Below are 18,460 nucleotides of genomic sequence, written 5' to 3'. Positions count from 1 at the left end.
GATGACCACACTGAAACTGGACACGCTAAGCCCCCGCATTCAGGCACATAAAACGGCGCTGGTACACATTGTTAAGCCGCCAGTGTGTACCGAGCGCGCCCGTCACTACACCGCCGCTTATCAGCAGCACCTGGATAAGCCAATCCCGGTACGCCGCGCGCTGGCGCTGGCTCATCATCTGGCAGAGCGCACCATCTGGATCAAACACGACGAGCTGATCGTCGGCAACCAGGCCTGCGAAGTGCGCGCGGCGCCCATCTTCCCGGAGTACACCGTCAGCTGGATTGAAAAGGAGATTGACGATCTCGCCGATCGCCCAGGCGCCGGCTTTGCGGTCAGCGAAGAGAATAAGCGCATCCTGCATGAAATCTGCCCGTGGTGGCGCGGTCAGACCGTGCAGGACCGCTGCTACGGTATGTTCACCGACGAGCAAAAAGCGCTGCTCGCCACCGGGATTATTAAGGCGGAAGGCAACATGACTTCCGGCGATGCTCACCTCGCGGTGAACTACCCGCTGCTGCTGGAAAAAGGCCTCGACGGCATGCGTGCTAAGGTCGCCGAACGCCGCTCGCGTATTAACCTGACCGTGCTGGAAGATCTGCACGGCGAGCAGTTCCTGAAGGCCATTGATATCGTGCTGGAGGCGGTCAGCGATCACAGCCGACGCTTTGCCGAACTGGCGCGTACCATGGCGGCAGAAGAAACCCGCCCCTCCCGCCGCGACGAGCTGCTGACTATCGCCGAAGGCTGCGAAATCATCGCCCACGAGCCGCCGAAAACCTTCTGGCAGGCGCTGCAGCTGTGCTACTTCATTCAGCTGATCCTGCAGATTGAATCCAACGGCCACTCGGTCTCCTTCGGCCGTATGGACCAGTACCTGTACCCGTACTACCGTCGCGACGTTGAGCTCCAGCAGTCGCTGGACCGCGAGCACGCCATCGAGCTGCTGCACAGCTGCTGGCTGAAGCTGCTGGAAGTGAACAAGATCCGCTCCGGCTCGCACTCCAAAGCCTCCGCGGGCAGCCCGCTGTATCAGAACGTCACCATCGGCGGCCAGACCCTGCACGACGGCCAGCCGCAGGATGCGGTAAACCCGCTCTCGTACGCGATCCTCGAATCCTGCGGGCGCCTGCGCTCGACCCAGCCTAACCTGAGCGTGCGCTACCACGCCGGGATGAGCAACGACTTCCTCGACGCCTGCGTGCAGGTCATTCGCTGCGGCTTCGGCATGCCGGCGTTCAATAACGATGAGATAGTGATCCCGGAGTTTATCAAGCTCGGGATTGAGCCGCAGGACGCCTACGACTACGCGGCGATCGGCTGTATCGAAACCGCCGTGGGCGGCAAATGGGGCTATCGCTGCACCGGGATGAGCTTTATCAACTTCGCCCGCGTCATGCTGGCCACGCTGGAAGGCGGCCGCGATGCCACCAGCGGTCAAATCTTCCTCCCGCAGGAGCATGCGCTATCAAAAGGCAACTTCAGCAGCTTCGAGCAGGTGCTGGCCGACTGGGATGCTCAGATCCGCTACTACACGCGCAAGTCCATCGAGATTGAGTACGTTGTCGATACCATGCTGGAGGAGAACGTGCACGATATTCTCTGCTCGGCGCTGGTGGATGACTGCATCGAGCGGGCGAAAAGCATCAAGCAGGGCGGCGCGAAGTATGACTGGGTTTCCGGTCTGCAGGTCGGGATCGCCAACCTCGGCAACAGCCTGGCGGCGGTGAAAAAGCTGGTCTTTGACCAGGGCGCCATTGGTCAGCAGCAGCTGGCGAAAGCCCTCGCGGAGGACTTCGATGGGCTGACCCACGAGCAGCTGCGCCAGCGCTTAATCAACGGCGCGCCGAAGTACGGCAACGATGACGATAGCGTCGATACCCTGCTGGCCCGCGCCTACCAGACCTATATCGACGAGCTGAAGAATTACCATAATCCGCGCTACGGCCGCGGCCCGATAGGCGGCAACTACTACGCCGGAACCTCGTCGATTTCCGCCAACGTGCCGTTTGGCGCCCAGACGATGGCCACGCCGGACGGACGTAAAGCCCACTCTCCGCTGGCTGAAGGCGCGAGCCCGGCTTCCGGCACCGACCACCTCGGGCCAACCGCGGTCATCAACTCGGTCGGAAAGCTGCCCACCGGGGCGATTCTCGGCGGCGTGCTGCTGAATCAGAAGCTCAACCCGGCAACGCTTGAGAACGAGTCCGATAAGCAGAAGCTGATGGTGCTGCTGCGTACCTTCTTCGAGGTGCACAAAGGCTGGCATATTCAGTACAACATCGTCTCCCGCGAGACGCTGCTGGAAGCGAAAAAGCATCCCGACCAGTACCGCGATTTAGTGGTTCGCGTCGCCGGCTACTCGGCGTTCTTTACCGCCCTGTCGCCGGATGCCCAGGACGATATTATCGCCCGTACCGAGCATACGCTGTAGGTCGGCTCCCCGCAGTCAATCACACCCCGGCTGGCGCAATGCCCGGCCGGGCTACCCGCTTCCCCACGGCTTTGGCCATTAGGTTTTGAGCGGCAGTACGCCGCCAAAGCCGACGGGTAAACTTTCATTCGAAATAAATTTGTGCTTTGGGTCACATTGTAATTAGAATGTTACTGGTCGCAGTTAAGCCAGGAGCACAGGTATGACCGTTAAAGTTATCGTCACTGATATGGACGGAACTTTTCTCAATGACGCCAAGCAGTATGACCGCTCGCGTTTTCTTGCGCAGTTCGCGCAGCTCAACAAGCAGGGTATTGAATTCGTTGTGGCCAGCGGCAACCAGTACTACCAGCTGATCTCCTTTTTCCCGGAAATTCGCGAGCAGATCTCGTTCGTCGCCGAGAACGGCGCGCTGGTCTACGAGCACGGCCAGCAGCTGTTTCACGGCGAGCTGACCCGCCATGAGTCGCAGATTGTGATCGGCGAGCTACTCAAAGACCCGCAGCTCAACTTCGTCGCCTGCGGCCTTGAAAGCGCCTACGTCAGCGACCGCGCGCCCGATAGCTTCGTCGCGCTGATGTCAAAACACTATCATCGTCTGCAGCGCATCGCGAACTACCATGATATCGACGACACGCTGTTTAAGTTTTCGCTTAACCTGCCGGACAGCGATATTCCACAGCTCATTGATAAGCTGCACGTCTCGCTGGACGGCATCATGAAGCCGGTGACCAGCGGCTTCGGCTTCGTCGATTTAATTATCCCCGGCCTGCATAAGGCCAACGGCATCAGTCGCCTGCTGAAACGCTGGCAGATCTCGCCCCAGGAGTGCGTGGCGATTGGCGACAGCGGCAACGACGCCGAAATGCTCAAGCTGGTGAAGTACTCTTTCGCCATGGCCAACGCCGCCGATAGCATCAAGGCCATCTCGCGCTTTGCCACCGATGACAATAACCACCAGGGTGCGCTGAATGTGATTCAGGCCGTGCTGGACCACGCCGCCCCCTTCAACGAATAGCCTGCCGCCGGGGCCACCCTGCCCCGGATTTTCCCATTTTGTGAACCCTATCCTTTTTTTAAACTTGCATTAACTTAAATTTAACTTAAATTAACGTTTGTAAGATTTAATACTTTCGAATGAAAGCAAAGTGAGGCCATCATGACGGTTATTCATACCAGCGAAACGCTCCCCGCCGACCACAAAGCGGCGATTCGACAAATAAAACAGGATCTGCGCGCGCAAATTGGCGACGTGCAGGCCGTGTTCGATCGGCTGACGGCGCGGATTAGCGCACGTCTGGACGAAATTGACGCCATCAAGGCGCGCGGGGAAGAGGTGTGGCCGATTATCCCGTTCAGCGATATTGCACAGGGCAAAGTGAGCGATGCCCAGCGCGAGGCCATCAGGCACCGCGGCTGCGCGGTGATCAGAGGCCACTTCTCACGCGAACGGGCGCTGGCGTGGGACAACTCGATGCTGGAATACCTCGACCTCAACCGCTTCGACGACGTCTATAAAGGACCGGGCGATACCTTCTTCGGCTCGCTCGACGCCTCGCGTCCGGAGATTTACCCGATTTACTGGTCACAGGCGCAGATGCAGGCGCGGCAGAGCGACGAAATGGCCGCGGTGCAGTCGTTCCTCAACCGCCTGTGGACCTTTAGCCGGGACGGCAAGCAGTGGTTCGACCCTGACGTCAGCGTTATCTACCCTGACCGCATCCGCCGCCGCCCGCCGGGCACCACCTCGAAGGGGCTGGGAGCGCATACCGATTCAGGCGCCCTCGAGCGCTGGCTGCTGCCGGCTTACCAGCAGGTGTTTGCCAACGTCTTTAACGGCAATATCGACGCTTACGATCCGTGGGATGCGGCGCACCGGACCGAGGTGGAAGAGTACACCGTCGATAACACCACCAAATGCTCGGTATTCCGCACCTTCCAGGGCTGGACCGCGCTCTCCGATATGATCCCGGATCAGGGCCTGCTGCACGTGGTGCCGATTCCGGAGGCGATGGCCTACGTTCTGCTGCGTCCGCTGCTCGACGACGTCCCTGACGACGAGCTGTGCGGCGTGGCGCCGGGTAAAGTGCTGCCGATCTCCGAGAAATGGCACCCGCTGCTAATTAAAGCGCTGAGCGCGATCCCGGCCATCAGCGCCGGCGATTCGGTGTGGTGGCACTGCGACGTGATCCACTCGGTGGCGCCGGTCGAAAACCAGCAGGGCTGGGGCAACGTGATGTATATCCCCGCCGCGCCGCTGTGCGAGAAGAATCTCGCCTACGCGCACAAGGTTAAAATCGCGCTGGAGAAAGGCGCGTCGCCGGGTGATTTTCCGCGTGAAGACTACGAAGCCGACTGGCAGGCGCGCTTTACCCTCGACGATCTCAACGTCCACGGCAAACGCGCGCTGGGCATCGAGGTTTAATCGTCGTACAACCCCTGTTGCTCAACGGCGGTGCGGCGGCTACCGGGCCGTATCCGCCGTACCGAATCCCGCACCGCCAGCGTGCCGTTTAGCAGCAGCGAGCCGCTCGGGGCCTGGGGGCGGATCAGCCGCTGCTGCAGAAGCTGCACCGCCTCCGTGCCGAGCTCATCGCGCGGGACGTGAACGGCGGTAAGCGGCACATCCTGGATGGCGGCGAGGTTAAACCCGTCGATGCTCATGACCGAGATGTCCTGAGGAACCCGCAGGCCGCGCTTTTGCAGGGCATTGACGGCCCCCACCGCCATATAGTCTCCGCCGACCAGAAAAGCCGTCGGCAGCGGCTTCCCGGCCTGAGCGTCGAGCCACTCCCCCACCTGCTCCTCCGTCTCCCTGGCGCTGAAGTTCGCCACGCCGATCAGATCCCGCCCGTCGGTAAAACGCAGATTGCGCGCGCGCCAGGCCTCCTTGATGCCCACCAGCCGCAGCTCCATGGTGTAGCGGCGCAGGCACATCACGTTCATGACCGCCCGATGCCCCATCTCAAACAGATAGCGCGCGGCAAACTGGCCGATCAGCCGGTGATCCGGGGCGATCGACGACAGGCGCATGCCCTCATCCCGGCAGTTGATCAGCACGCAGGGTTTGGCAAAATCGGCGGCCAGATCGTGAATATGCGGATCGTCAATACCCAGCAGAATGGCCGCCTCGGTCTCCGCTTCGTTCATGCGGGCCAAAAACAGGTTGGCGTCGCTGTCGTTCTCTTCCAGCGCGCAGGTCCGCAGGCGGACCTCATGCGGCGCCAGCGCATTATTAATGCTCTGAATCACCCGGTAATAATAGATATCGGAGCGCTCATCAAACGCCCGGGAAGGGGCGAAAACCACCAGGCTGTTCAGCAGCATGCGTCCGGCGGCGAGCCCTTCCATTACCCCCATTTCGCGGGCGCACTGCAGGACCCGCTGACGCGCCTTTTCGCTGGTGTTCGCTTTACCCGCCAGCACCCGGGAAACGGTACTCGCCGACATCCCCGTACGGGCCGCGATTTCGGCAATTCTCAGCTTTTTATCCATTTTGTGATCCAGCTCTATCTTGCAAATGAAAGAATTTTCATGGCGCCAAAAAGCAGTTTATCAAGCTAGATTCGCTATCTGTCGTGAGCATCTCCTCATCTCATGAAAAAACTTGCATAAATAAGGCTATTGGCCGCTCATTTTCTATCTTAACCTGAATTGGTCCGATAACTTCCATACTAGTTATACGGAAAACCAAATAAATAAAACAATAATATTCATAACGTTAATAAAACAGGTATGACAACTCAGGGATTGAGCATCGGTCATTTCCCCCCTACAAAGTTCTTGTGGAGAGTTCTATGAGCCAAGGCCTCAACAACGATATGGCGGTCAGCAAATCGCGCCGCGTAGTCAAAAACCTGCGCTGGTGGATGCTGACCCTGTTTCTGCTCGGCGTCACCGTTAACTACATTACCCGCAACTCCTTAGGCATTATCGCCCCCGAGCTGAAGACAACGCTGGGCATCACCACCGAGCAGTACTCATGGATCGTCGGCGCTTTTCAGCTGGCCTACACCCTCTTCCAGCCTCTCTGCGGCTGGCTGATTGACGTGATTGGCCTGAAGCTGGGCTTTATGATCTGCGCCACCCTGTGGGCCGTCGCCTGTATCGCCCACGCCGGTGCCGGCAGCTGGCTGCACCTCGCGCTGCTGCGTTTTTTCATGGGCGGAGCAGAAGCCGCTGCCACCCCGGCCAACGCCAAAACCATCGGCGAATGGTTTCCAAAATCTGAACGCCCGATAGCCGCCGGCTGGGCCGGCGTCGGTTTCTCCATCGGCGCGATGCTGGCGCCGCCGATCATCTATTTTGCTCACGCCTCTTTCGGCTGGCAGGGCGCGTTTATGTTCACCGGGGTGCTGGCGCTGCTGTGGGTGATCCTGTGGTGGGCGTTTTACCACAATCCGGAAAAGCATCCGAATCTGGGCAAGTCGGAGCTGGAGTTTATCCGTCAGGATAACGAGCCGCCGGCGGTAAAGCTGCCGTTCTTTACCGCGCTGAAAACCGTGTCGAAAAATAAGCGCTTCTACGGTATTGCGATCCCGGCCTTTATGGCGGAGCCCGCCTGGGCGGTCCTGAGCTTTTGGGTGCCGCTGTACCTCGCCAAAGAGCACGGCATGGATCTCAAACAAATAGCCATGTTCGCCTGGCTGCCGTTCCTCGCCGCCGATCTCGGCAGCGTGGTGAGCGGCTATCTGACCAAACTCTATACCCGCTGGTTCGGCTGTTCACGGGTTAACTCGGTGGTGGCAAGCTCGCTGACCGGCGCGTTCCTGATGATTTCGCTGGCCCTCGTCGCCATTACCCGCGACCCCTACGTCACCATCGTCCTGATCTCCATCGGCGGCTTCGGCCACCAGATTATCTCCTGCATGCTGAGCGCGCTGGTGGTGGAGTCGTTCGATAAGGGCCAGATGGCGACCGTCAACGGCATGCGCGGCTCCGCCGCCTGGATCGCCAGCTTCCTGTTCTCCTTATTAATCGGGGTGACCGCCGACAAGATTGGCTTCAACCCGCTATTCGTCGCCATGGGCTTCTTTGACCTGATTGGCGCGGTCTTCCTGGTCGCTTTTATTGCTGAACGTCGCGCCAAACGCGCCTGAGAGTGGATGTAAAAATGAAAACGTTGAAACACTGGAAATTGCAACAGCAGCTGGCCCACCACGTCGAGCTGGCGGTGGACGGGCAGCACACCCTGTGCCTGTACGTGCTGGAAGAAAACCTGTTCCGCGTCCTGCTTAAACGCAGAGGAGAGCTGGCGCTGGACCGCACCTGGAGCATCGCCCCGCAGCAGGACGTCCCCTGGGAGGGGCGCAGCCGCGACGACATCAGCGGATTTACCCTCCCCGCCTGGAGCCTGGAGCAGCAGCAGGAGACCCTGACGGTGGCCACCGAACGGCTGCGCGTCACCGTCCACCAGCCCCTGTGGCTGGAGTGGAGCTACCGCGACGATGCCGGAGAGTGGCAGCCGCTGGTTAACGACCGTCCGACCAGCGCCTATCTGGTCAACGCCCACGGCGACGGCGTCGCGCACTACCAGAGCCGGCGTCAAGATGAACGCTTCTACGGACTGGGCGAAAAGGCGGGCAACCTGCAGCGCAACGGGAATCGCTACGAGATGCGCAACCTGGATGCGATGGGCTACAACGCCGCCAGCACCGATCCGCTGTATAAGCACATCCCCTTCACCATCGCCCAGCGCAGCGATATCAGCTACGGCCTGTTCTACGATAACCTCAGCAGCTGCTGGCTGGATCTGGGCAACGAAATCGACAACTACCACACCGCCTATCGCCGCTGGCAGGCCGAAGCGGGCGATATTGATTACTACATGTTTACCGGCAAACGCGTGCTGGACGTCACTAAAGCCTTTGTCCGCCTGACCGGAAAAACGCTGTTCGGGCCGAAGTGGAGCCTGGGCTACAGCGGTTCGACGATGCACTACACCGACGCGCCGGATGCGCAAAATCAGCTGATGAACTTTATCCGCCTCTGCGAAGAGCACGCCATTCCGTGCGACTCGTTCCAGCTCTCCTCCGGCTATACCTCGATCGGCGGTAAGCGCTACGTCTTTAACTGGAATTACGACAAGGTTCCGCAGCCGAAGGTGATGAGCCAGTGCTTCCACGACGCGGGCATCAAGCTGGCGGCCAACATCAAGCCCTGCCTGCTGCAGGATCACCCGCGCTATAGCGAGGTGGCGGAGCGCGGGCTGTTTATTCAGGACTCCGAAAGCGAGTCCCCGGAGCGCTCCAGCTTCTGGGATGACGAAGGGTCGCACCTCGACTTCACCAACCCGCAAACCGTCGCCTGGTGGCAGGAGGGAGTCACCACTCAGCTGCTGGAGATGGGGATTGATTCGACGTGGAACGACAATAACGAATTTGAAGTCTGGGACGGCGAGGCGCGCTGCCACGGTTTTGGCCAGGAGATTGCTATCAAGCATATCCGCCCGGTGATGCCGCTGCTGATGATGCGCGCGTCGCTGGAGGCCCAGCAGCGCTTTGCCCCGGAGAAACGCCCGTACCTGATCTCACGCTCCGGCTGCGCCGGGATGCAGCGCTACGTGCAAACCTGGAGCGGCGATAACCGCACTAATTGGGATACCCTGCGCTACAACACCCGCATGGGGCTGGGAATGAGCCTCTCCGGCCTCTATAACGTCGGCCACGACGTCGGCGGCTTCTCCGGCGATAAGCCGGACGCCGAGCTGTTCGTGCGCTGGGTGCAGAACGGGGTGATGCATCCGCGCTTCACGATCCACTCATGGAACGACGATCGCACGGTCAACGAGGCGTGGATGTATCCGGCGGTCCTGCCGGCGATTCGCGGCGCGATTGAGCTGCGCTATCGCCTGCTGCCCTACCTCTACACCCTGCTGTGGCAGGCGCACGCTGACGATGAGCCGATGCTGCGCCCGACCTTCCTCGATCACCAGCATGACCCGCAGACCTTCGAGGAGTGCGACGACTTCCTGCTCGGCCGCGATCTCCTCGTCGCCAGCGTCGTGGAGCCCGGCCAGCGCCAGCGCCCGGTGTGGCTGCCTGAAAACGAGGCCGGCTGGTACGACTTTTACAGCGGGGAGTGGTTCGCCGGCGGCCAGTGGGTGACGCGCGATGCGCCGCTGGAGAAACTGCCGCTGATGGTGCGCGCCGGGGCGGGTCTGCCGCTCAGCGAGAGGATCGTCCACGTTGACGCCAAAAAAGACGACAGCCGCGAGCTGAAGCTGTTTCCGCTCAAGGGTGCGGGCTCGACGAGCGGCCTGCTCTTTGAAGATGACGGTGAGAGCTGGGGCTATCGCGACGGCGACGCGCTGTGGCTGGGGTGGGAGATGACCTGCAGCGCCAGCACCATCAATCTGCAGGTGAACGCACGCGGCCACTACCGCCCGGCGTGGAAGGCGCTGAAGATAACGCTCCCCGCAGGGGAAAAGCGCCGGCTGTTAATGAATGGCAAAGACGTCGGCGAGTGGCTGCTGGACTAAAGGCAATAAAAAAACCCCGGTCGCGCGAGGCTGACCGGGGCTTTATGTTCACTCCCCGGCAGCGCAGGCGCGTGCCGGGGCGGGCGGCGGACGTTAACCGTCGATGCCTTTGCTGCGCAGATAATCTTCGTAATTACCGCTAAAGTCGATGACGCGTTGCGGCGTAATTTCAATCACGCGGGTCGCCAGCGAGCTGACAAACTCGCGGTCGTGGGAGACGAAAATCAGGGTGCCCTGATACATCTCCAGCGCCATGTTCAGCGATTCGATAGATTCCATATCCAGGTGGTTGGTCGGTTCGTCCATCACCAGAATGTTGGGTTTCTGCATCATCAGCTTACCAAACAGCATGCGGCCCTTTTCGCCACCTGACAGCACTTTTGCCGGCTTTTTGATATCGTCCTGGCTGAACAGCAGGCGGCCGAGGAAGCTGCGCACAACCTGCTCGTCGTCACCATCCTGCTTCCACTGGCTCATCCAGTCGAACACGCTCAGATCGTTATCGAAGTCTTCGGCGTGATCCTGCGCGTAGTAGCCAATCTGCGCATTCTCAGACCATTTAACGGTACCGTTATCCGGCGTCAGTTCACCAACCAGGGTTTTCAGCATGGTGGTTTTACCCACGCCGTTGGCACCCAGAATGGCAATCTTCTCGCCCACTTCCAGCAACAGATTGAATTTTTTAAACAGCGGGCCGTTATCAAAACCTTTCGCCAGATCTTCGACAGCCAGCGCGTTACGGAACAGCTTCTTGTCCTGCTCGAAGCGGATGAACGGGTTCTGACGGCTGGAGGCCTTCACTTCGTCGAGCTTGATTTTATCAATCTGACGGGCACGAGAAGTCGCCTGACGTGATTTAGAGGCGTTGGCGCTAAAGCGGCTGACGAAGGATTGCAGGTCGGCAATCTGCGCCTTTTTCTTGGCGTTATCAGACAGCAGACGCTCGCGAGCCTGGGTGGCCGCGGTCATGTATTCGTCGTAGTTACCGGCATACACGCGCAGTTCGCCGTAGTCGAGATCCGCCATGTGGGTACACACCATGTTAAGGAAATGACGGTCGTGCGAAATGATGATCATGGTGCTGTCACGTTCGTTGAGCGTCTGCTCCAGCCAGCGAATAGTGTCGATGTCCAGGTTGTTCGTCGGTTCATCGAGCAGCAGGATGTCCGGGTTTGAGAACAGCGCCTGGGCCAGCAGGACGCGCAGCTTCCAGCCGGGAGCGACTTCGCTCATCGGGCCGTAATGCTGTTCTACCGGAATACCCACGCCGAGCAGCAGTTCACCGGCGCGGGCTTCAGCGGAGTAGCCGTCCATCTCGCCGTAGGTCACTTCCAGATCCGCCACCTTATAGCCGTCGGCTTCGCTCATTTCCGCAAGGCCGTAGATGCGATCGCGCTCCTGCTTCACTTCCCACAGCTCGCCGTGGCCCATGATGACCGTATCCAGCACGGTGAACTCTTCGAACGCGAACTGGTCCTGACGCAGCTTACCGATACGCTCGTTCGGATCGAGGGACACGTTGCCCAGCGTTGGTTCCAGATCGTTGCCGAGGATCTTCATAAAGGTAGATTTACCGCTACCGTTGGCGCCAATCAGGCCGTAACGGTTGCCGCCGCCAAATTTGACGGAGATGTTTTCGAACAGCGGCTTACTGCCAAACTGCATGGTGACGTTGCTGGATACTAGCACGGGGTTATCCTGAAAAAAGAGAATGAGAAGTGTGACACATCGGACATTATGCCAGCAAAACCATCTCTTTTCACGGTCTGCGGTGAATTCCCTTACCGCTGACGCCGCGTAGAGCGCCTTTTGCCTCCCGCCGCCGGCGTCCGGCAGGCCTCAGCGGCGGCCCGGCGGCCCCAGGCAAGCCGTGCGATCGCCCCTGTGACGGCGCGGCTTCGCCGGTTAAAGGACGACACTTGAAACAAGCAGCAAAAAAGTGTGATTTCGTACACATCTCATTTCCCTGTTGGCGGGAATGCACATATAATGCGCTCCCATCTACTCCCTGAAAAATCTAACAAAGGCCTGTGTGGCTTTAACATCGCACACGACATGATGAATATGAAATTATCGACACTCCTTGCGGCAGCCTTCGCCATCGTGGGCTTTTGCAACACAGCATCCGCTGTAACCTATCCTCTGCCGACCGACGGTAGCCGACTGATTGGCCAGAACCAGGTTGTCACGGTTCCGGACGACAACAAACAGCCGCTGGAATACTTCGCCGCCAAATACCAGATGGGTCTGTCCAACATGCTGGAAGCGAACCCGGGCGTCGATACCTACCTGCCGAAAGGCGGTACCGTGCTGAATATCCCGCAGCAGCTGATTCTGCCGGACACCGTGCATGAAGGTATCGTGATCAACAGCGCGGAAATGCGTCTTTACTACTACCCGAAAGGCACCAACACCGTGATCGTGCTGCCGATTGGTATCGGCCAGCTGGGCAAAGATACCCCGATCAACTGGGTGACCAAGGTTGAGCGCAAGAAAGCTGGCCCGACCTGGACGCCGACGGCGAAAATGCATGCCGAATACGTCGCAGCCGGTAACCCGCTGCCGGCCGTAGTACCGGCCGGTCCTGACAACCCGATGGGCCTGTACGCGCTCTACATCGGTCGTCTGTACGCGATCCACGGCACCAACGCCAACTTCGGTATCGGCCTGCGCGTCAGCCACGGCTGCGTGCGTCTGCGCAACGACGATATCAAATTCCTGTTTGAGAACGTGCCGGTCGGCACCCGCGTCGAATTTATCGATGAGCCGGTGAAAGCCACCAGCGAGCCGGACGGCAGCCGCTATGTTGAAGTCCACAACCCGCTGTCGACCACCGAAGCCCAGTTCCAGGGCGGTGAGATCGTACCGATTACGCTGAACAAATCCGTGCAGGCCGTCACCGGCCAGTCAGACGTCGATCAGAGCGTGGTTGAGCAGGCGGTCCAGAACCGTTCCGGTATGCCGGTACGTCTGAACTAAGCCGCAGACCGGGCGTTAAAAAACCAGATGGCGGGCACGATGCCCGCCATTTTTTTATCCGTTGTTCACCAGAATAATGCCGCCGTGATCGTAACGATAGTGGCAGTGGGCGTACTCCAGCGGGGTGCCGTCCTCCAGATAAATGACCTGTTCCACCTCCAGCACCGGGTCGCTCTCCTCGCAGTTCAGATACTGGCGGTCCAGCGCGTCGGGCTTCATTGCCCGCACCACGCGATAGGAGCCCATCAACCTCAGGCCCAGCGTCTCCTGGACATAGCGAAAGACCGAACTCTCCAGATGCGCTTTATTTAACCCCGGCACCAGCGCCACGGGCATCACCGTCAAATCCAGCGATACCGGTTCACCGTTAAGCAGACGCAGGCGCACAAAATCATAGACCGGGGCGTCGGCATCGATCAGCAGCGAGGTTTGCTCTTTCTCGCTGGCGAAGCGCAGTTCAAAACGGATAACTTCGCTGGTCACCTCGCCCCGATGCTCCCAGGTTTTAGTCGCGCCAAAATAGTCGCTGCCCGGCAGCTCCCACTGCGAGAGCTGGAGAAAATTTTTGCGCACGAAAGTACCGAGCCCTTTTCGGGTATAAATTAACCCTTCGACGATCAGCTGCCGCATCGCCTGCTGGATGGTCATCCTGCTGGTGTTAAACTCAGCCGCCAGCGCAAACTGGTCGGGTAACGGCTCGCTGGCAGGGTACCGTTGACTGATAATCCGCTTTTTTATTTCCCGCGCGATAATAAGGTACTTCGCCGTCATTCCCCGTCCTTCCCGCTGATTGTGGTGTCGCGTTTTTCTTTGTTCGGCATGAACAAAGGCAGGCGTAGAGAATACCTCAAACGCCCGCCTGGTATCCCGCTACATCTCCTGGCCGTTGCTGAGAATCGCGCGTTTTAGCCACGCGTAGCTTTTCTTCGGCACCCGCTGCAGGTCCTTCAGGTCGTGGTTTTCCCGATTAACGTACACCACCCCGTAGCGTTTGCGCATATCGCCCTGCGAGCTGAGAATATCGATAAGCCCCCAGCCGAGATAGCCAATCACCTGCGCGCCGTCCTCAAAAATCGCCTCTTTCATGGCGTTAATATGGTCGCGATGGTAGGCAATACGATAGTCGTCGGCGATTTGCGTCTCGCCATCCCAGGACTCAATGACGCCGATGCCGTTCTCAATCGGGAACACCGGCAGGCGCCAGTCGTTGTAGTAGCGGGTGATTATCATGCGAAAACCGAGCGGGTCTATCTGCCAGTTCCACTCCGTGGCTTTCAGGTACGCATTCGGCTTATCGCCAAACAGCATGTAGTTGTTCACCGGCGTGCTGGCCGGGATCGGGTCGCTGTCGAGGGTTCGGCTGGCATAGTAGCTAAAGGCCAGGTAGTCGATTTTCACCTTCGCCATCAGCGCCAGATCCTCCGCGCGATAGATATCGTCAAAGCCCTCGCGCGCCACCGCGTGCATCACCTCCGGACTGTAGCCCTCACCGGCGAAGGCGCGCAGCAGGTTTTGATTAAAGAACTCGTCGAGCTGCTGGGCACAGAGGACATCCCGCGGCTTGCAGGTCGCCGGGTAGACCATCGCGTGGGCCAGCATGCCGCCCATCAGGCTCTGCGGCTTCGCCCGGTGGAGATAATCGGTCAGATGAACGTGCGCCATCATCACGTGATGCTGGATCTGATAGAGCTCGCGCAGGGTTTTCTCGCCGCGCAGGTAGCCGGTAATAAGAAACGCCTCCGGCATATGGTAAAGGTTCTGCTCGTTGAAGGTCAGCCAGTACTTCACCTTATCGCCGTAGCACTCAATCATCTTCTGGCCGTAGCGGATAAACGCCTCCATCACCCGACGATCGGTAAAGCCGTTGTAGCGCTCCGCCAGCGAAAGCGGCATATCGAAGTGATACAGGCAGATCATCGGCTCAATGCCGCGGGCAATCAGCTGGTCAATAAACCGGTGATAGAAGGCGATGCCCTCTTTATTGAACTCCCCGTCCCCTAGCGGGCAAACGCGGCTCCAGGCAATCTGGAAGCGGTAGCAGTTCATTCCGAGGTCCTGCATTAAATCAAAGTCTTCCTCATAGCGATGGTAGGAGTCGGTCGCCACCTTCCAGTCAGAGGCAAACTCTGCGGGCTGGCGAATATCGTATACCGACATCCCTTTGCCGCCTTCATTCCACGCGCCTTCGGTTTGCATGCTGGAAACCGAGTTACCCCACAAAAAATCTGCCGGCAGTACGTTATTCATCTCACGTCCTCTATGACTAGTCATTTAAATTTCATGACTAGTCATATAGCCGAAAGCGACGCCACAGGCAAAAGAAAGGATCCTTTTTTGTGAGCGGAACAAACAAAAAACCCGGATCGGGGCAGCAAAGCCCCGTCCGGGTCAGGCACGCGATCGCGTCGGTCGACGCGGCGCCGGTGGAGGAAATAACCGGCTAGCGGGCGAGCTGATTGCGGCGATATTCGCCCTGGCGCTCGAGCATCCAGCCGGGATATTCGCGCGGCAGCGCGCTCACCGCATCCAGCTTCCGCAGATCCTCTTCGCTGAGCTGGATTTGAGTGGCGGCAATATTATCCGCCAGCTGATCCGCGCGTTTGGCGCCGATAATCACGCTGGTCACCGCCTGCTGATGGAGCAGCCACGCGAGCGCGACCTGCGCAACCGTCGCGCCTTTGGCGTCCGCCACCTCGCGCATCGCGTCCACGCAATCAAAGGCGCGATCCTTATTCACCGGCGGGAAATCAAATTCCAGCCGGCGACCGCCCGCTTCCCCCTGGCCGTCGCGGGTATATTTGCCGCTCAGCAATCCGCCCGCCAGCGGGCTCCAGACCATCAGCCCCAGCCCTTCGCTCTGCATCATCGGCACCAGCTCGCGCTCGAGGTCGCGCCCGGCAATGGTGTAGTAAGCCTGCAGGGAGGCAAAGCGGGCCAGCCCAAGGCGTTCAGCAATACCCAGCGCCTTGACGATTTGCCAGGCGGCCCAGTTCGATATGCCGATATAGCGGACGTGCCCCTGGCGGACCAGGGTATCGAGGGCGTAGAGGGTCTCTTCGACGGGTGTCGCCGGGTCGAAGCCGTGCAGCTGATAGAGATCGATATGATCGAGCTGCAGGCGCCGCAGGCTCTCTTTGACGCTGCTGAGAATATGGTAGCGGGAGCTACCGCGCGAGTTAACGCCGGCGGTGCCGGTTTCACCGAACACCTTGGTGGCGACCACCACGTTTTCGCGCGGGATCTTGAGATTTTTTAGCGCCTGGCCGGTTATCTCTTCCGAACGCCCTTCCGAATAGACGTTTGCGGTGTCGATAAAGTTAATGCCAGCATCCAGCGCGCTGCCCACCAGCTGCTCGGCTTCCGCCTGGCGCAGCTGGCCAATTTTGCCCCACATCCCCTCTTCACCGCCAAAGGTCATGGTGCCAAGGCACAGTTCAGAGACAAACAGACCGGTATTTCCGAGTTTTTTATAACGCATCGGACTCTCCTCATCAGGATAATTAACGTCAGCGCTATAGTTATACTCCCGCCCGCACGAGTGCGAATGGGGAGATCCTGTCCGTTTCTTGCCCAATCCTCTGAATATCAGAACCCGAAGTGTAGGATGGCGTAGCCCACCAGCGCCGCCCACAGCAGCATCGGCAGAGAGTAAAGATGAAAGCGCCACCAGATACGCCTGTCCGCCGCCATGCGCAGGGCAATCAGGTTGGCCAGCGAGCCGGGAAGCAGGCCAAAGCCGCCGACGTTCACCGCCCAGGCCAGCAGCGTCGACGGCGGAACGTAGTTGAGCAGCAGAATGGTTGCCGGGACGTTGCTGATGAACTGCGACAGACCGATCGCCGTCAGCCACAGGCCGCCGGGGGAGAGCTGGCCGACGCTGCTCAGCAGCTGATGCAGCACCGGCAGCTGGATCAGCAGGTGAACGTCAATAAACATCACCATAAAGACCAGCAGCAGGGACCAGTCAACGTTGATAATCACCGCCCGCGCCAGCAGCAAAAAGCCGATGACGAGCAGCGCGAGGCCCCAAAGCCCCTGCTTCATCTCTAACGCCGTCAGGAAAACCAGATACAGCGCCAGGCAGCCCCAGACCAGCTTTGGCCGCCAGGAGGGCACCCGATCGCCGCTGTGATAGGTGAGGCGTACGGCTGAAAAACAGCACCAGCACAGCGCCAGCAGCGTTATCATCATCGCCGCCGCCAGCGGCAGCATCTGCCCGATAAACGCCGGGAAGCTGAGGCCGGAGCGCCCCCACAGCAGAATGTTTTGCGGATTACCGATCGGCGTCAGCAGCGAGCCGGCGTTCACCGCCAGCGCCTCGAAAATAATCAGCCGGTTAACCGGAATGGCGCACCATTTTTTTAACGTCAGGGTGAGCGGAACGACGATAAAAAGCGCCACATCGTTGGTTAAGAAGGTAGAAAGCAGCGCCGCCGCCAGCACCATAAAGATGGCCAGCTGCCGTTCGGTCACAAACCGCCGCGCCATTTTGCGGCCCAGCACGTCAAAATAGCCGCTCAGCTCGACCCCTTTGGTCAGCAGCATCAGCCCGCTGAGGGTAATAATCGTCTGCCAGTCGATAGCCTGAGGCCAGCTGGCAGGGGCAAAGGGCACAAAAATGCTTAATACGCCGGCAATAATCAGCAGTAAATGGAGGAAGCGGTCACCCGCCAGCGACTGAATAAAGGGCAGGTTCATTCTCCGTGCTGCCCGTACTTGAGGGTGAACTGGCTAAAAGCCTCCAGCGTCTCCTGACTCACGTGATGCTCCATCCCTTCGGCATCGCGACGGGCAATCTCCGGGCTGACGCCGATCACCAGCAGGAAGTTTTCCACAATCTGATGACGTTCGCGGCTTTCGTGCGCCAGCTTCTCGCCTTCCGGGGTTAAAAAGACGCCACGCCACGGGATCTGCTCGATCAAACCTACGGTAGCCAGGCGCTTGAGCATTTTCGCGACCGTCGGCTGCGAAACGCCCAGACGCGCGGCCATATCGACCTGACGCGCTTCGCCCACCTCGCGGATCAGATCGGAAATCAGCTCAACGTAGTCGTCAATCAGCTCGCGACGATGCGCCTCACGCACCTGACGAAACCCCTCAACGTGCTCTTCAACATTCACTAGCTGCGTCACTTTTTTTGTTATTTGTTTGCCTGCGCGACGGTTCATTGTGCTTCCTCAAATACGTGTGACGCAGCAAGCGTCATCTCAAAGAGGGCCATTGTAAATGATTGGGCCCGTAGCACAAAAAATTAACTTTTTAGCCATAGCTATAAAATATAGCCTGTGCTATATCTGTATGTAATGCAGACATCCTTCACCGAGCGAAGGGCGAAAGCGCAGGAGGTTACGATGAACGAACTCAAGAGGTGCTTACAGGTGTTTACCCACTCTCCATTTAAAGTACGCTTAATGCTAATCGGCATGCTGTGTGACCTGCTCAACGGCAAAAAAGAGCAGGACAAACCGGGCAACTAACGCGGCGTCGCGGCACGCCGCTTCATTTTTCGGTCATAATTCCCCGTCATACTGGTCCGTTTCCCCGCCTTTCACCCGCTTTTTTCAAGT

The 18,460-nt window shown here is 59.1% G+C and carries 14 protein-coding genes; 7 read left to right on the top strand and 7 right to left on the bottom strand.

Annotated features, from left to right (window positions below):
• The first annotated feature begins 1 nt into the window (after position 1).
• From RTE01_RS10780 to RTE01_RS10770, 3 genes are all read left to right on the top strand, one after another.
• Positions 2-2,434 carry a formate C-acetyltransferase/glycerol dehydratase family glycyl radical enzyme gene (locus RTE01_RS10780; protein ID WP_134528429.1) on the top strand — a complete coding sequence of 811 codons (2,433 nt, stop codon included), beginning with the start codon at positions 2-4 and terminating at the stop codon, positions 2,432-2,434.
• 202 nt (positions 2,435-2,636) lie between these two features.
• On the top strand, positions 2,637-3,452 hold the full coding sequence (locus tag RTE01_RS10775; protein WP_076945017.1) for a Cof-type HAD-IIB family hydrolase: 816 nt from the start codon (positions 2,637-2,639) through the stop codon (positions 3,450-3,452).
• 141 nt (positions 3,453-3,593) lie between these two features.
• Positions 3,594-4,859: a DUF1479 domain-containing protein gene (locus RTE01_RS10770; protein ID WP_141335001.1), complete on the top strand. Its 1,266-nt coding sequence runs from the start codon at positions 3,594-3,596 to the stop codon at positions 4,857-4,859.
• On the opposite strand, the gene RTE01_RS10765 is transcribed toward RTE01_RS10770, so the two are convergent.
• Positions 4,856-5,929 carry a LacI family DNA-binding transcriptional regulator gene (locus RTE01_RS10765; RefSeq protein WP_041144723.1) on the bottom strand — a complete coding sequence of 358 codons (1,074 nt, stop codon included), beginning with the start codon at positions 5,927-5,929 and terminating at the stop codon, positions 4,856-4,858. The two genes, RTE01_RS10770 and RTE01_RS10765, sit on opposite strands and share 4 nt — an antisense overlap.
• Positions 5,930-6,231: 302 nt before the next feature.
• Here RTE01_RS10765 and RTE01_RS10760 point away from each other — a divergent pair, with 302 nt between their 5' ends.
• Both RTE01_RS10760 and RTE01_RS10755 read left to right on the top strand, forming a co-directional pair.
• Positions 6,232-7,533 (top strand): MFS transporter, encoded by a 1,302-nt coding sequence (locus RTE01_RS10760; protein ID WP_115193263.1) that lies wholly within the window; start codon positions 6,232-6,234, stop codon positions 7,531-7,533.
• 14 nt (positions 7,534-7,547) lie between these two features.
• On the top strand, positions 7,548-9,914 hold the full coding sequence (locus tag RTE01_RS10755) for a glycoside hydrolase family 31 protein (protein ID WP_134525448.1): 2,367 nt from the start codon (positions 7,548-7,550) through the stop codon (positions 9,912-9,914).
• Positions 9,915-10,007: 93 nt separating this feature from the next.
• Here RTE01_RS10755 and RTE01_RS10750 read toward each other — a convergent pair whose 3' ends face one another.
• Positions 10,008-11,603, bottom strand: a complete 1,596-nt coding sequence (locus tag RTE01_RS10750) for an ABC-F family ATPase (RefSeq protein ID WP_115193265.1) — start codon at positions 11,601-11,603, stop codon at positions 10,008-10,010.
• Between the two features lie 369 nt (positions 11,604-11,972).
• Between RTE01_RS10750 and ldtB the strand changes: the two genes are divergently transcribed.
• On the top strand, positions 11,973-12,893 hold the full coding sequence (ldtB, locus tag RTE01_RS10745; RefSeq protein ID WP_115193996.1) for a L,D-transpeptidase: 921 nt from the start codon (positions 11,973-11,975) through the stop codon (positions 12,891-12,893).
• 54 nt (positions 12,894-12,947) lie between these two features.
• On the opposite strand, the gene RTE01_RS10740 is transcribed toward ldtB, so the two are convergent.
• The 5 genes from RTE01_RS10740 to mntR all read right to left on the bottom strand — a co-directional run bounded on the left by RTE01_RS10740 (position 12,948) and on the right by mntR (position 18,061).
• A complete protein-coding gene (locus tag RTE01_RS10740; RefSeq protein WP_041144719.1) occupies positions 12,948-13,664 on the bottom strand; it encodes a GntR family transcriptional regulator in 717 nt (238 codons plus the stop codon).
• A gap of 99 nt (positions 13,665-13,763) precedes the next feature.
• On the bottom strand, positions 13,764-15,140 hold the full coding sequence (locus RTE01_RS10735; RefSeq protein ID WP_141334999.1) for a glycoside hydrolase family 1 protein: 1,377 nt from the start codon (positions 15,138-15,140) through the stop codon (positions 13,764-13,766).
• 193 nt (positions 15,141-15,333) lie between these two features.
• Positions 15,334-16,371 (bottom strand): aldo/keto reductase, encoded by a 1,038-nt coding sequence (locus tag RTE01_RS10730; RefSeq protein WP_115193268.1) that lies wholly within the window; start codon positions 16,369-16,371, stop codon positions 15,334-15,336.
• A 107-nt stretch (positions 16,372-16,478) separates the two neighbouring features.
• Positions 16,479-17,591 carry an anion transporter gene (locus RTE01_RS10725; RefSeq protein WP_115193269.1) on the bottom strand — a complete coding sequence of 371 codons (1,113 nt, stop codon included), beginning with the start codon at positions 17,589-17,591 and terminating at the stop codon, positions 16,479-16,481.
• Positions 17,588-18,061 carry a manganese-binding transcriptional regulator MntR gene (mntR, locus tag RTE01_RS10720; protein ID WP_041144715.1) on the bottom strand — a complete coding sequence of 158 codons (474 nt, stop codon included), beginning with the start codon at positions 18,059-18,061 and terminating at the stop codon, positions 17,588-17,590. The genes RTE01_RS10725 and mntR overlap by 4 nt, the downstream gene beginning before the upstream one ends.
• A gap of 183 nt (positions 18,062-18,244) precedes the next feature.
• On the opposite strand from mntR, the gene mntS reads away from it, so the two are divergent.
• Positions 18,245-18,370: a manganase accumulation protein MntS gene (gene mntS, locus RTE01_RS10715; RefSeq protein ID WP_041144714.1), complete on the top strand. Its 126-nt coding sequence runs from the start codon at positions 18,245-18,247 to the stop codon at positions 18,368-18,370.
• Positions 18,371-18,460 lie beyond the last annotated feature (90 nt).

It is taken from the genome of Klebsiella terrigena (assembly GCF_006539725.1).
GTDB classification, from domain to species: Bacteria; Pseudomonadota; Gammaproteobacteria; order Enterobacterales; family Enterobacteriaceae; genus Klebsiella; species Klebsiella terrigena.
The sequence above is the reverse complement of the archived record's forward strand: the minus strand, read 5'-3'. Positions and strand labels throughout refer to the sequence as shown.

Coding starts and splice junctions, on each gene's coding strand:
- RTE01_RS10755 (WP_134525448.1), top strand. CDS start 7,548: ATGAAAACGTTGAAACACTGGAAATTGCAACAGCAGCTGGCCCACCAC.
- RTE01_RS10780 (WP_134528429.1), top strand. CDS start 2: ATGACCACACTGAAACTGGACACGCTAAGCCCCCGCATTCAGGCACAT.
- ldtB (WP_115193996.1), top strand. CDS start 11,973: ATGAATATGAAATTATCGACACTCCTTGCGGCAGCCTTCGCCATCGTG.
- RTE01_RS10735 (WP_141334999.1), bottom strand. CDS start 15,140: ATGAATAACGTACTGCCGGCAGATTTTTTGTGGGGTAACTCGGTTTCC.
- RTE01_RS10740 (WP_041144719.1), bottom strand. CDS start 13,664: ATGACGGCGAAGTACCTTATTATCGCGCGGGAAATAAAAAAGCGGATT.
- RTE01_RS10760 (WP_115193263.1), top strand. CDS start 6,232: ATGAGCCAAGGCCTCAACAACGATATGGCGGTCAGCAAATCGCGCCGC.
- mntR (WP_041144715.1), bottom strand. CDS start 18,061: ATGAACCGTCGCGCAGGCAAACAAATAACAAAAAAAGTGACGCAGCTA.
- RTE01_RS10775 (WP_076945017.1), top strand. CDS start 2,637: ATGACCGTTAAAGTTATCGTCACTGATATGGACGGAACTTTTCTCAAT.
- RTE01_RS10770 (WP_141335001.1), top strand. CDS start 3,594: ATGACGGTTATTCATACCAGCGAAACGCTCCCCGCCGACCACAAAGCG.
- RTE01_RS10765 (WP_041144723.1), bottom strand. CDS start 5,929: ATGGATAAAAAGCTGAGAATTGCCGAAATCGCGGCCCGTACGGGGATG.
- RTE01_RS10725 (WP_115193269.1), bottom strand. CDS start 17,591: ATGAACCTGCCCTTTATTCAGTCGCTGGCGGGTGACCGCTTCCTCCAT.
- RTE01_RS10730 (WP_115193268.1), bottom strand. CDS start 16,371: ATGCGTTATAAAAAACTCGGAAATACCGGTCTGTTTGTCTCTGAACTG.
- mntS (WP_041144714.1), top strand. CDS start 18,245: ATGAACGAACTCAAGAGGTGCTTACAGGTGTTTACCCACTCTCCATTT.